The organism is Aporhodopirellula rubra, from assembly GCF_014192335.1.
Taxonomy (GTDB): domain Bacteria; phylum Planctomycetota; class Planctomycetia; order Pirellulales; family Pirellulaceae; genus Rhodopirellula; species Rhodopirellula rubra.
Genome location: NZ_JACHXU010000017.1, coordinates 112,049 through 126,573 on the forward strand (window position 1 = coordinate 112,049; position 14,525 = coordinate 126,573).

Consider the following 14,525-nt stretch of genomic DNA (forward strand, 5'->3'; position numbering starts at 1 on the left):
CGAGATGATTGATGAGTCGACGAGTCTGTCAGAGGCAACGTGCGAGGAGCACGAGTGGAACGATTCAATGGTATGGAGCGTCGTGGCACGGTCTCTCGTCGGGCTTTGGAGCAACGTGATTGACGGATGCGAAAAGCATCGCTGGTCACCCCTTTTCGCTAGGGTTGATTAGGCCATGGGGGCGTTGATCGGATCCGGTTGTGTCCACGTCGCCGAGTTCGTTGCGAGCGTGAGCGGCCTGTTTGATGAGTTCAGATGCGATTTCAGGATGCAGTGAATAAACATTCGTTTTTTCACCGACGTCAGCATCCAAATTGAACAGCATTGGTTTTTTGAATGAGAGATTGATCTTCTTCGGATTTCCGCCGCTCTTCCTGGCCCAGTACGGTTGATCCTCGAGGGAACGCGGCAGGTGCAACTTCCATTTTCCTTTGCGCACCGCCTGCAGGTTTAAGCCGTTGTAGTAGTAGAACGTTTCGTGCGGGCTTTGGTCGGATTGGCCGGTCAGGAGATCAATGATGTTTTTTCCGTCGATGGTTCGATCGTTCGGTGGTGAGACGTTTGCGAGATCGCAAAACAGTGGCAGCAGATCCATGCTGGAGATCATTGCGTCGGACACTCGGCCAGCGGGAATGCGTCCGGGCCAATGGAAAATCCCGGGGACTCGGTGTCCGCCTTCCATGGTGACGTACTTGCCTCCGCTCAAGGGCTTTGCCGAGCCGTTAACGGCGGGCCCGTTGTCTGACATGAACACGATCAGTGTGTTGTTCGCGAGTCCAGCTTTCTCGACTGCCTCCCGAACCCGGCCGACACTATGGTCGAGTTCCAAGATGAAATCCCGATAGGCCGATGCACGGCCTTTACCCGACGCGCCTCGGAATGCGGGACTCGGTAGGATCGGAGCGTGTGCGATGTGATGTGCGAAATAGATGAAGAAAGGTTTGTCTTGTGGTTTCTGAATGAACTCCACGACCTCGTCGGTGTAGAGCGAGGTTACCTTTTCAAATTCGATTTCAGTTTCCTGGACATCGTGATCCCGGTAGAGCGTGTCCGCATCCTCGAGACGGTCTGTATAATTGCTGTGCAACCCAAGGTATTCGTCGAACCCGGCGTCAAGAGGATGAGAGCCGTCGACGTGAAAGCCGAGGTGCCACTTCCCCACCATCTTGTTGTAGTAACCGGCGGTTTTGAGTAGTTCAGCGATAGTCAGTTCATCAGGAGCGATCCCGTACCGCTCGTACTTGGGCGTGTTGTGTCGCGAAATCGGATGCCCGCATCGCATCGGGTAGCGGCCGGTCATTAACGCCGCCCGGGAAGGTCCACAGACGTTCGCCGCCACCTGACAATCAGTTGAGCGAAATCCATCACGCGCGAGTAGGTCGATTTCCGTGGTTTTGACTTGCGATCCATAGCAACCTAAATCGCCATACCCGACATCATCAGCAAAAATCAGAATGATGTTCGGATGTCCGGGGAGATTGTCCGCATCTGCCCGGTTCACGGCAGCGATGGTTACCAGCAGGCCGATGACGATCGTTAACGCTTTCGATTTCATGGTACTTATTCGGGACGATTGATTGATGGGAGATGCAGGCTGTTCGTCTGGTCGCTGTCAGCAGTTTTTGTAAAAGACGTAGGTTTCAAGGTTGCTGCGTTCGCCAGAACGTGGTCTACCTTCTGACAAGATTGGCTATAGAAATGGAAGTGCCGAAGGTCTTGCGAGGTGCTGGTTGAGAGTCTTGTGAAACGTTGCGAACAAAGCCTTTAAAGTACTGCGTTACCGGAAAAGGTGTCGTGACGAAATTTTCGTGTTGGTTGTTGGTTGTTGGTTGTTGGTTGTTGGTTGTTGGTTTGAGGTTGGAGGTTGGAGGTTGGAGTTGGAGTTGGATGGGATGCTGTTTTCACTTCGTGTCATCCTCTTTCGCTAACGTGAGTGCGGTCGCCTTTTGCACTCGTCCCGCGGGGCGAGTGTTAGTTTTGAGTTGTTCGTTCAATTCGTTCGCGTACGAGAGAAGTCGGTTTGCAACTTCGGGAAACTCATCTAGCCGGTTGTCGCTTTCGCCCATGTCGGTATCGACGTTGTAGAGGGCGGTGACGGGAGAGCTCGAACCCATGCCACGTTTCGCTTTTCGCTCGCGACCGTTGCTTTGCGATTTGCCGATGTGCAGTTTCCACTTGCCCGACCGCACGGCCTCCAATCGATCGCCTTTAAAATAAAAGAACGCTTCGTGTGGACTGGCGTCCTGTCCCGCGAGGACCGGCCAAATGTTTTTGCCGTCGATGACTCGGTCGGTCGCGGGTTTCGCTCCGGAAAGCTTTGCAAACGTCGGCAGCAGATCCATGGCGGTCAACAGTTCGTTGCTGGATGTATCAGCGGGAATCTGTTTTGGCCAGCGAACCACCGCTGGAACTCGCATTCCGCCTTCATAGGAACTTCCCTTTGCACCCGTCAGTGGCGTCGCCTTGCCGATCGATGGGCCGTTGTCCGAAGTGAAAATGACCAAGGTGTTTTCGTCCAGGCCATTCGTCTTGAGTGCATCGAGAATTTCCCCGACTGACCAATCGATTTCACTGATCGCGTAGTTGTAGATCTTGTCACGTGTGAAGTAATCGACGCCGCTCTCTTCTTTCAGTTTTTCGCGAATCGAATCTGGGACCGTCGCCATGAATCGTGGTGACATATGAATCGGACGATGGGGTATCGGATGCGGCACATAGAGGAAAAACGGATCGTTTTTATGTCGGGCGATAAAGTCAACGGCGCGCTCGGTGATCCGTTTCGTCAGGTAATCCGCATTGGGATTGAGTTCAATCACCGTCTCCATTTCCATTAATGGTAAAGGCGGGAAATTGTGTCGTTTGTTGGTGTGGAACGGATGGATGTCGTGGCTGTAGGGAAGTCCGAAGAACTCGTTAAATCCCTGACGAGTGGGCAAAAACTCTGGCTGATCGCCGAGGTGCCACTTGCCAAAAATGCCAGTCGTGTAGCCTACCGCTTTAAGCGTCTCAGCGATCGTGACTTCATTAGGATTTAAACCACGGTTGTCGGCGGCAAGGAACACACCGTTGGCCAGCCCAACCCGTTTTGGATAGCAACCCGTCATCAGCGCCGCGCGAGAGGGCGTGCAAACCGACCCCGCAACGTAGAAACTGGTTAACTTCATGCCTTCGGTCGCCATCTGGTCGATGCGCGGTGTGTGAACATGTTGCCCGCCGAAACAACCGAGGTCTGCGTATCCCTGGTCATCGGTGAGGATGACGACAAAGTTGGGTTTCGTTGATTCAGCGACCGCATGCGTGCTCGTAGAATTCCACGAACAGAACGCGATCAAATACGCAATGAGCAAACGGCACAGATGCATGGCACAAACGGTTGCCAATCGACGGCAACGAAAACGCGAAACGTGTTGATGAGACGAGCGATGAGCTTTGATCTCCTTGATCACAGGGGACTTTCTCATGGCTCGAAACGATCTGTTCGGAATGGAAGGGCTGGCAAATTGGCCCCGTTGACTAAGTTGACCTTCGGTTTTCCGGCGAAGGCATAGCGGACGTAGAGGGGGGCGGGCACTTCAGACGAACGCAATACAACTGATTGGCCTTTTAACGTGGCGTCGGCCTTCACCCATCGGGCGGATTGATCTGCAATCCAGAAAGCGGTTGGGGACTTTCCGTCGATCGTTTTCAGTCCTTGAGCGTGATCGAAATGGACGATTAGATGATCACCGCTGCGTAGGACGCGATTTAACTCGGGGCCCTGCGCCTCGATTTCGTGTCCTAAGGTGTCCCGAGCGGCCAACAACGCTAAACGCTCGCCGACGGGCAGTTTGTCTTTGGGGTGGATGTTCGTTAAGTGTCCTAAGTCGATGGTGTTTGCGACGGAGGTGTGCGGGAGTTCGAGTGTTTTCAATTGCGATTCACGCATCCAGGCCCACGAGTGAGCGATCGGGCTCTCGGGGCCGCCTTCCGGACCTCCCTTTGCTGTTTTTCCGAATCCAGGCAGCATCACGATGAGGAAGTGCAGGTCATCGCGTCCCCACTCTTCACGATAGCGTTCGATCCATCCTTTGAGTGTTGCTTCGTACTGCAGCATTCCCTCCAACGAACCGGAGTTCGATTCCCCTTGGTACCATGCGATTCCGCGGCAGGCGTAGGGGGCGAGGGGGTGCATCATCGCGTTGTAGAGAAGGTTGGGTTGTCGGCGTAGAAAGATGTCGTCCTTTCGGCTCCAGGGCTTCGGGCCGTTGAGAAGGTTCGTGATCCGTTTACGATTTTCTTCATCGCGATCGAACGTCGTCATGATCTCTTTGAAGTGAGGTAGCCGTTCGGTCATGTCTCGCGGCGTCCATCCTTCGAGCGATGAACTTCCCCAACTCGTTTGGATGATACCGACGGGAACATCGGCAGCATCTTGCAAAAAGTACGCAAACGCAAACGCGACAGCACTGGCGGGATGCTGTTCCATCCATTCCCCCGAACACGAGTCCTGTTCCTCAAAGGCCACGGATTGCTTGACCGTGAATCGTCGAATGTTCATTGCTTTAGGCACCAGTGCTTTGATCTCGGGAATAGAGTCGCCGCCCATTTGCATGTTTGACTGGCCCGAGCAGATCCAAACCTCGCCAATGACCACGTCGTCGAAGGTCAGCTGAGATTTTGTGTCAGAAATTTGAAGTGTTTTTGGGGTAGCGCTACCCGGCATGGCGTCCAGTTCGATTTGCCACGTTCCGTCGTCGGTGGCAATGGACGATTTTTTCTGTCCGGCGAACTCGACAGTAATGGTGTTTCCCGCATCTGCGGTTCCCCAGACTGGCACCGCCATGTCGCGTTGCAGCACTGCGTGATCGGTAAAGGGTGAAGCTACTGTTAGCTCAGCCGACGAGATTGCCGGAGACAGGGTGACAGTCAATGCCAGTGCAATGGAGGCCGTCTTCATTACGTTTCTGAGGTTGATATACATGCTCGATTGCGTCTTCATACGGGGTGTTGCGTTTGGAGGGGATTTGGTTTGAGTTGGATCTGTTGAGCTGAAAGATTACTGGTATGACGATCTCGGCCGTTCTGATTTACTAAGCGGTTCTGATTTGCAAAACGTTGGCCCACGTGTTGACGTTTCGTTGATGGTTGGCCGCGTCTAGTTGTTTTTGACGTCGGAGTAGAACTCTTCGGTTCGCGTTCTTAAATCGGTAAGTATGCTCGCGAATTCGGGGTTGCTGACGAGATTGTGTTGTTCCAGTGGGTCGTTTTCGAGGTCGTAGAGTTCTTCGATCGGTGGTTGATGTTCGTTGTAAACGAAGTACTTGAACCGTTCGGTGCGGATTCCTCGACTGCGATACGATTTGTTTTCCGCGATCAAGCGGGTATTCGCTTGGTCCTGTTGATCAGTGGGTTTGTTGCGGGCCGTGAACATTGCTTGCAAGAATAAGTTTTCCATGAACACGGTGTCACGCCATTGCGACATGTCTTGAGTTTGATTGAGAACACGAGTCAGTTCACTGCCTTGCATGCGGTCAGGTACCGGGACGTTTGCGAGTGAAAGAATCGTTGGTGCGATATCGACCGAAGAAATGAGAGCGGATTCTCGACGTCCTCGGAGTTTTTTGGGTGCTCGACCGTCGAAGACAATCAGAGGAGCTTTGACGGATTCGTCGTAGAGCAGTGCTTTGTCGTAGAGTCCATGTGAACCGTGAAATCGTCCGTTATCGCTCGTGTAGATCACAACGGTGTTGTCCAGGACTCCCATCGCGGTCAACTTCTTGATCAATCGTCCGACTTGCTGGTCGACGGTGTAGCCCTGCGTTGCGAATCGTCGGGTCAGTCGTTGATAGAGTTCAGGTGTTGACGTGCGACCGCGGTGGAGCGGAACGCCGCGTGCATTGTCCTTGACGACTTTGGGTAACTGTTCGTTATCGCCCTCCACCCAGTTTCCCGGAACCGAGAAGACTTTGTCTTTGAAAATTTCGAAATGCGGGCCATACATGTCTCGGTCCCTGTCGTTCTTCACGGCATCAAAACTGACCGAGATGCAGAACGGTTGGTCGATGGGTTGCGTGTCGAGGAAGTGAATTAACGCGTCGCCTTTTTTGAGCGTGCGTTCCTTCGGGTCTCGATCGGGACTGTAGATGTCCTGCAGTACGGTGTCGTTATTGGGCCAACGCTTTTCTCGAACCGCGAAATAGTCAAAGTACTTCTCGAGTTCGACGTCTGCCGTCGTGAAGATTCCAAACTTTCCGATGAACCCCGTGCGGTATCCCGCATTTTTCAGTTGAGCGGGATAGGTGTTGCCGAAATCGTTTGGGGTCAGTCGCACGTTAAAGGGGTAAGTGAATCCCGATTGATGGCTGGCGAAATATCGGCCCGTCATCATCGTGGCGCGACTGGGGGCACAGATCGCAACGGCGTGGAATGCGTTATCGAAAATGACGCCTTCTTGTGCGAGCTTATCAATGTTTTCGGTTTGAAACTCTGGACGGCCGTAGCAGCCAAAGGTGTCCCAACGTTGGTCGTCCGTCATCAGGAAGACGATGTTAGGCTGTTTCGCATCGGCGGACAGACCCAGTAAAGCGGCCAATGCGCAGGCGAGTATGGAAACCGTTGTCAAGCGGGAAAGCATGGGGAGTGTCCGAGGATGGAACTGTCTAAAGGAGACGTGTCGGCTATGTTGAAAAGGGATCAAAAGCGTTCGTTTTCGTGACGCGTCGGGTGTTGGTGATGTTAACGCGTGCAACCGTTCGATATTCGGACGGTTGATGGTGTGGTGTGGAATGATACTGTCGGTGGATATTGATAAATTGACCAACGTTAGAACGCGGCCAAGGTTAAGCCCCGTCGTGCTCGCATTCATTGAAATGCATCGCATCTAGCTGATCTCAATTTCGAGCCGCTGGCCTCCGCTGATGTTGAGCGGTTTGTTAAACGACAGTTGTAGCTCACCGTCCTTCATCTCGAAGCGACTGTCGATCGCGGTTCCGCCAAGCGTGACGCTGACTGACGTTGGACGCTTTGAGTTGCGTGAAGTCAACAGAAATTCATTGAGTTTCAATTCACCTTCGCTTAATTCCAGCGACGCCTTCATTCGGTTTGAATCTTCGTTTTGGGTGAACAGCCCGTAGCCTTTGGCAACGGTGAAGAAGCTGGCGTGGTTTTCCGGATTGATTGTAGGCCGGAATCCGATTCGTCCTGCTGGGCCGTCATAGACAAAGCCTTGCAGAGCGAGCAAAGCGGACCACACGCTCAGTGAACGGCCGTAGAACTTGCCGCATTCGTCGTCACCGAAGGGGTTGCCTGAATAACCCCAGGGGCCGTTCTTCATGTCGGTAACGCCTTCGGTTCGCAGACGTCCGTTGTAGCGATCCGAGATGACTTTGATGACCATGAGCCCTTCTTTCAGCATGCCATTTTGGATCAAAGACACCGCGGCGCCGTACTCGAAGCCCGTCATCACTTCGTCGCCGTATTTCATCCCGGGGATAGGCTGCGGGTTGTTGGGCCAAGTGATCATTTTCATTCCGCCATCGTCGACTTCGCAGTACTGACGCGGCTTGAGTGATTGGCCATGGAAGTTCGCTCGGAAGTTGTGTTTCAAGAGTGACTTCAGTGCCTGCTGAGTTCGTTCGGGCGGGAAGTTTCGGTCGATGCCGACTTGTTCAGCCCACCACTCCCCGAGAACCTGGTCGATGTGACATCCATCCAAATAGTCTTGCTTGCGTGCCTCACCTAGTTTTTGGATGTAGTATTCGCCGTTCCATAATTGTTCGTTTTGCAGCTTCTTTCCGGATTCGCGGATGCGGCGATATTCCGACGCCGTGTCCGTTTCGCCGACGATTTCGGCCATGCGTGCGCCCGCCTCGAGTGATGACAGATACAGGCTGCCGATCCACGACGAGCACCCCGTCATGTCGCCATCGAGCGTGTTGTGCTGAGTGGTCTGCAGAAAGCCGTCGCGGTTGGGGTTCCAATGGTCGATTCCCCAATCGATCGCCTTTTTGATTTTAGGCCAGTGGGTTTCTAGCCAAGCGTTGTCTTCGCAACATAAGTGTTCGCGATAGGTATTGAGAATCGTTCCGAAGTGACCGTCGGCTGCGGGCCGTTGAGCGGAATGCCTGTAGGGCACGAGGCCGTCGGGCAATTGCATCGAGTAGTCTTGCTCACGCATCTTGCGTCCGAGCTCAGGCAGGAGGCGAGCGTGTGATTGAGCGTAGTGCCAGACGTGGGTGCAGTTACCGGCACAGCATCCGGCGGTCGGGTTGCAGCCTTCCCAAACGCCGAAGTACCCGTCGGCGGCCCACCAGCACGTTTGGCTGCGCAGCACTGCCAATTGTGAACTCATCCGATCCAACAACCAAACCGGAAGGTTGGACGCATAGAGCGTGTCGTGAAAGCGGCGGGTGCGAGTCGTTAGATCGCCCAAGTTTCGCTGCAGATAGGTCGCCACGCCCATCGCGTTAGGCCACCAATTGGTATAGTTGTGCCCTTTGCGGGTCCATTTCTTTCCGCCGTCTCCGTGACGACCGTCGGTGAAATACCATGTCAGAACGAAAGTAACCGTTTTGGTTTCACCCGGCGCGAGTTCGAGTGGTGCCGACAGTGCGCCGTTGACGGTTTCACCTGGCGTGGAGGCAGCTGAAATTTGTGGCCCCGTGCATTCGCCCTGGTCGGTGAAAGCGGCGTGCAACGATTCGATCGATTCCCACGCCACGCATCCGGATGCGTTTTCTGCTTGAGTCATTAAAACCATGTCGGATCCGGCGACGTCTTGACGAGTCATGTGGAGTCGCGTCGTATCACCTTGTTTGGTGAGCCGGTTTTGATTTTTGCCAAAGTTTCCGTTCGCTCCCTCCGAGTAACCCAACGCGTTCTTCTGCGATGCCAAGATGTCGACTTCGACTCGGGATTGAGACGGGTTGGTCACTGTGACGTTGTAGATCGCACAAGGGATCGCGGAGTTTTTCAGATCCATCGGGATGAAGGGATTGAATACTTCGAGTTGAACTTCCACGGGGAGCCCGGCATCCTCAAATCGATATTTCGCGATCGGGTACTCACCTTCAAACTTCAACGACTTCATCGCCGTGAAGTCTCCGACGGGCTCGGTCTGCAATGCTCTCACGACAGGTTCGCCGCCCGCGGTCTGTGCCCGTATGGCGAGGAAACTGTCGGTGACGCGTTGTTCGGAAAAATTGCACGCGATTTGCCAAACCTCGGGTTCGGCATTGCCGTTGAACTGAATGCCACCGGCGCCGATCCCGCCAACGGTGAACTTAATCGCATCGAGCCTTTCGCCCTCAAAAACACGAGTCGTGCCGGGGGCGGTCAGTTGCGGATCATTTAAGATCTCAGTTTCTTTGCGAGCACGCTCGGCATCTCGTCGAGCCTTCACGCGAGCGACCAACTCGCCCGTTTCCGCTAAGCGTTGTCCCCATCCGGCCGACTCGAGGTGTGTTTGGAAATCGGTTTCCGTTAGTCCTTCGGCGTAGCAGGCGACTTCATCGAGGCTGATCTCTGCGGATCCCCATCCTTCGACCGCGGTTGATCCGAAGAACATGGTTGACCGTTTGGGACCACGTCGGGAAAACTCAAACGCACCGCCCACCAAACTGCACTCATAGCCATCGACGTAGGCTCGCAGGTCGAGGTCAAAACTCGTGATTGCCAAATGGTACCATCGCCCGACTTCGATCGGTTGGTCCGTCGGCAGATTGATTGTCGTCAAGACATCGCCGTTGACGTTTCGATAAATCAATGCCGATAAGTTGTTCTTTACGCCGACGATATAACGAACCTGTTGCCCGGCGGTTTGAGCGATCAGCACCGGATCTTCGTCACCGCTCGGTAACGAGTTCAACTTGAAGAACAGTTCCAACGTCGCCGCTCGTCCGCGTAAGTGTTCAGCGTTGCTCGTTGAGACCGTTTGCTCGGGTGTCAGGCTCAACGCCTTTCCGTCGACGGCCCCTTCCAAAAACGTCGTCGTAGAGACCGATTTCGCGGGCGCCTTTCGCATCGTGTCGTCGAGGTTGCCGTCGAATCGCCAGTAACCACGCAGAGATGGGTGTCGTTCAACCGCTTTGGCGTAAGAGTCGTACTGAGCGTTGGCACGCAGTGGCCCGGCAGTGATACCCGCGGCTACCGAACTCGCCACCACTAAGAATCGTCGGCGGGAGACGTCCACACTGAGCGTCGGTGGGGCGCAATCGCAGTGTGCTGACTGGCAATCTTCCGATTCGTTGACGCGGCTGTCCGAAACATTCATCACGGGAATTGAGTTGACGCGTTGATTACTCACGGTGTTGTCCGTTGGCGTTGGGGGGGAGAGCGTTTCGATTTTTTGGTATTCACCGTCGCGAGACGATGGGCCACGTTCTGACGGACGTATCTGCCGATCGAGAACTTATGTCGATCGCGTAAATGATCTAGCGTTGGACTTGCTCAGGCCAAGAATACGTCTGGCCCTTTTCCAACGTAATATTGCCGCTGAGTCTATTTTCCGCATACAAGCGAAACACGCCGCCTTTGTTCGTTCGTATTTTGGCGGAGTTAAGTTTTCCGTCTTTCCATTGCATGTCGACTTCGAAACCTCCTCGAGCTCGAAGTCCCCGGACACGCCCGTTCGGCCAAGCCGTCGGGAGTGCGGGCAGCAGGTGCACGATGTAGGGGGCATTTGCAAGCGATTCGTTTGGGACGACGGGGGCGAAAGTTTTTGGGTCGTTAGGAGAGTTCTTGTATGCCACGAATGCGGCCTGTTCGATCGTTTCGGCATCCGCATTCACGCTCCGCAGATGACTCTGCATCAGCATTTCGCAGACGCCCGCTGCGCCGCCGAAGTTACCGTCAATTTGGAAGGGTGGGTGGAAATCAAACAGGTTAGGGTACGCCCGTTTGGAGGTCAGGAACTTGTAGATGTTGTGAGCACGGTCACCGTTGTGAAGACGTGACCAGAAACAGGTTTTCCAACCCGTGCTCCAGCCGGTGGATTCATCGCCCCGGTGACGCATCGTCACCAAAGCGGCGTCGTGCAATTCTTTCGTTGTCAGTGGCGAGATGTCGCGACCCGGGTGAAGGGCGATCAGGTGTGAGATATGACGGTGGGTGTCTTTGGGGTTGTCCCGGTCCTCCGGCCATTCCTGTAATTGGCCGTGCTGTCCAATCTTTTGAGGGCAGAGTCGTGGGATGATCTCTTGCAACGTTTTGCGAAAGGTTTCGTCACGCTGGAGAAGCGTGGATGCTTCGATGCAATCGGTAAAGAGGTTCAGTACGAGTTGTTGATCCCAAGAGGCACCGTACGCTTGCTTGTTCAGTTTGCCGTGCTGTTTGACAAGGTAACTGTTTTCCGGTGACCAAGTCGGATAGACGACAAGGGTGCCGTCTTTCCAGGGGGCCAGGTACTCAACGAAGAACTCTGCTGCGCCTTTTAGAACGGGATAGATTTCCTCGAGGTACCCGCGATCTTGGGTGAAGGCGTAGTGGTCGAATAGGTTTTGTGCGAGCCAGTGTCCTGCCTGCTGGTTGCGACGTCCGTGTACGTTTTGTGCGGTGAAGCCAAAGACGTTGCCATTGAGTCCGGCGCTCCAGCCTTGGTTGATTCCGAATGTTTCCCGTGCGGTATGTTGGCCCGATTGAGCGAGCACTTTCGTCCACTCGACAAACGGGCGAAATGATTCGGACAGGTTCGCAGGATCGACCATCCAATAGTTCATTTGCACATTGATGTCGGTGTGGTAATCGCAATTCCACGCCGGTTTCAGATCCGCGTTCCAGAGTCCTTGCAAATTGGAGGGGACGGGTGCGTTTCGTGAGCAGCTCAGTTGAAGATAACGTGCATAATGGAAGTACAGATTCTCGAGCTCCAAACTGCCGCCCGCAGCAACGAGTTTGTCCGTGGTGAGGCCGGAGGTGTCGAAATCGAGTTCCAGGCTACACCGATTCACCAACGCCGAAACGTCGTCGACGTGTGATTTCTTGAGAGAATCGTATCCCAGTCGGGTCGCCTGCGAGATCGCCGTCTCGCAATCTCCTCGGTAGTCGCGTCCATTGAAATTCGGGTATTCCGCCAGGTAGTCGGAGTAGCCCGCCAAGTAAATGCAAACGTCGTGTGCGCCGGAGATCGTTATTGTTCCGTCTGGATGGTGAGCAACGTTTGCGTCCTCGGCATCGATATGCACGATCTGCATGAATTCAACATCGTTCTGAACCATCTCGGCTTTTCCGCTCAGCGTGATGCGGTTCCCCGATGCGGCGACTTGTGCCATCTTGTGTTTGGTCGAGGCCGTTACCGTCAGATCCAACGTCGCGTTCTCGGCCGTGAACCGTGCGACGACCACATCGTGCGGATGGCTGCAGAAGAACTCTCGTGAGAATGTTCCCTTGCCGATTGAATAGCTGACGCTTCCCAAGCCGGTTCGTGAATCGAGCGAGCGTCGGTAATCGCGAATCGATGCGGGATCGTGGCCGGTTGAGATCAACACGTCCGAGAACGGTGCATAGTTGCCCAGCGGTTCTGTGCTGCTGAGATATTTCGTCGACATGCTTTCCATGCTGTCAGGTTTGGTGCCGTACTTACCTTCGCGGTAGGTCTTCCGAACGGTTTCAAAGTCTTCTTGGGTAACCTGGCGAGTTCCTGACTGTGACACCTCATCCATGCCGCGTTTGGCGTTCATCCACAGCGTGATGTCATTGATCAGCAAGTGCTCGGTGTCGATACCTCCTGAGAACATCGCGCCGAGTCTTCCGTTGCCCAGTGGCAGAGCGGTTTGGATGTAGCCGAGGCCTTTGGATCTGCCTTTTGATTTGACGAGCAAGTTGTCTGTGGCCGGAGCATCGTATTGCAGCACATAGCGTTCGTCGGCCAAGACGCTCGTTGTTAACGCGATCAGGAGTGCGACCAAAGTTGCGTGTCGTTTCATGTTGCTTTTCCGAGGTGTTTCCGCCGGGAATGGCGAGCGTTGATCGCGTTCGGGTTCGCCATACCGCATTGATTCTTGAGATTCATTCGATTGTCATCGATGGGCCGTTGTTCAGTGTCGTTACTGCAGCGGTCCGATCGAGTGTCTGATTAGGAGGCGTGTTTCGTTTTGATGTGATCACTCGGCGAGTCTCAGCGGTTCGGGGGAGTCGACGAACGCGGCAGGCCGGTTGTGGAGAGACACGTCTCGCTGAAACGCTTGCGCATAGGTTTGCAGGCGTGCGACGATTTCTGGATGCTCGGCGAACACATTTGTTTTCTCGCCGATGTCAGAATCCAAGTCGTACAACGCGGGCTTGGCCGCTTTGTTTGCGTTGTTGGCTGGTGGTGCCAAGTGCAGTTTCCATTTGCCAGATCGAACCGCTCTCAGTTCGTTGTCTCGATAGATAAAGATCGCTTCGTGCGGGCTTTGGGCGTTTTGGGTCAGCACGGGCCAAATGTCTTTGCCGTCGATGATGCGGTCCGATGGAGCATTCGTTCCGGCGAGTTTGGCGAACGTTGGTAGCAGATCCATGGCTGTCATTATCTCGTCGTTATCAACACCCGCAGGAATCTGTCCTGGCCAACGCACGACCGCGGGCACTCGGGGGCCGCCCTCGAACGTGCTGCCTTTCTTGCCTCGGAGCGGATCTGCTTTTCCCGTCGCGGGACCGTTGTCGGTGGTGAAAACGACCAGCGTTCTTTCATCGAGGCCGTTTGATTTCAGCGTGTCGAGAATTTGCCCGACGGACCAATCGATCTCGTTGATCACGTTTCGAAACAGACTCCGGCGAAGAGAATAGTTCACTCTATCTCCCTCCTTGGCTAGCTTCGCTTTGACGGCGTCGGGCACCTCATCCATTGTCGAGGGGGACACGTGCAGTGGACCGTGCGGTAGAGGGTGAGGCACGTAGAGAAAGAACGGTTCGTCTTTATGATTCTCAATGAAACGTACCGCTCGATCGGTGAAACGTTTGGTGAACAAATCCGCGTTGGGGTCCAATTCAACAACCGATTCGCCTTCTAACAAAGGCAACGGAGGGAACCCAAAATGGCTTTGTCTTGGATGTTGCGGATGGATGTCATGGCTGTACGGGAGTCCGAAGAACTCATCGAAACCTTGACGTGTGGGCAGGAACTCAGGTTGGTCACCGAGGTGCCATTTGCCGAACATGCCGGTCGCATACCCGGCGTCTTTGAGCACTTCTGCGATCGTGATCTCTGCCGGGTTTAAACCTTTGGTATCGCCGGCGAGCAAAACGGCAAAGTCCGAACCGTAAGCCATGTCGATGCGACGCGGATAACATCCGGTCATCAACGCGGCCCGAGAGGGCGTGCAAAGCGGTGCACCCATGTAGAAGCTAGTCAGGCGAGTACCTTCGGCCGCCATCTGGTCGATGCGAGGCGTGTGAACGTGAGTTCCGCCGAAGCAACTCAGATCCGCATAACCTTGATCGTCGGTGAAGATGAGGACGATGTTGGGACGATCTGGGGATACCGCGCCGACCCCAGTTGCTCCAAAGCAAAGGCTCACGATCAAAGCAAAGACTGGATTGAAATGCATGTGGGTTGCGAGCGGTTGGGTTTT

7 protein-coding genes are annotated in these 14,525 nt (G+C 54.4%); all 7 read right to left on the reverse strand.

The window, feature by feature from the left end:
• Positions 1–145: 145 nt before the first annotated feature.
• The gene (locus FHS27_RS21200; protein WP_184306833.1) at positions 146–1,555 is read right to left on the reverse strand and encodes a sulfatase family protein; all 1,410 of its coding nucleotides are present in this window, start codon (positions 1,553–1,555) and stop codon (positions 146–148) included.
• A gap of 346 nt (positions 1,556–1,901) precedes the next feature.
• Positions 1,902–3,461: a sulfatase family protein gene (locus tag FHS27_RS21205; protein ID WP_221225274.1), complete on the reverse strand. Its 1,560-nt coding sequence runs from the start codon at positions 3,459–3,461 to the stop codon at positions 1,902–1,904.
• Positions 3,458–4,936 carry a sialate O-acetylesterase gene (locus tag FHS27_RS21210; protein WP_221225275.1) on the reverse strand — a complete coding sequence of 493 codons (1,479 nt, stop codon included), beginning with the start codon at positions 4,934–4,936 and terminating at the stop codon, positions 3,458–3,460. The genes FHS27_RS21205 and FHS27_RS21210 overlap by 4 nt, the downstream gene beginning before the upstream one ends.
• 198 nt (positions 4,937–5,134) lie before the next feature.
• Positions 5,135–6,613, reverse strand: a complete 1,479-nt coding sequence (locus tag FHS27_RS21215; RefSeq protein WP_246420471.1) for a sulfatase-like hydrolase/transferase — start codon at positions 6,611–6,613, stop codon at positions 5,135–5,137.
• 246 nt (positions 6,614–6,859) lie between these two features.
• A complete protein-coding gene (locus FHS27_RS21220) occupies positions 6,860–10,282 on the reverse strand; it encodes a GH116 family glycosyl-hydrolase (RefSeq protein WP_184306834.1) in 3,423 nt (1,140 codons plus the stop codon).
• Positions 10,283–10,409: 127 nt separating this feature from the next.
• On the reverse strand, positions 10,410–12,899 hold the full coding sequence (locus FHS27_RS21225; protein WP_246420473.1) for a glycoside hydrolase family 95 protein: 2,490 nt from the start codon (positions 12,897–12,899) through the stop codon (positions 10,410–10,412).
• 177 nt (positions 12,900–13,076) lie between these two features.
• Positions 13,077–14,501 (reverse strand): sulfatase family protein, encoded by a 1,425-nt coding sequence (locus FHS27_RS21230; protein WP_184306836.1) that lies wholly within the window; start codon positions 14,499–14,501, stop codon positions 13,077–13,079.
• Positions 14,502–14,525: the final 24 nt, after the last annotated feature.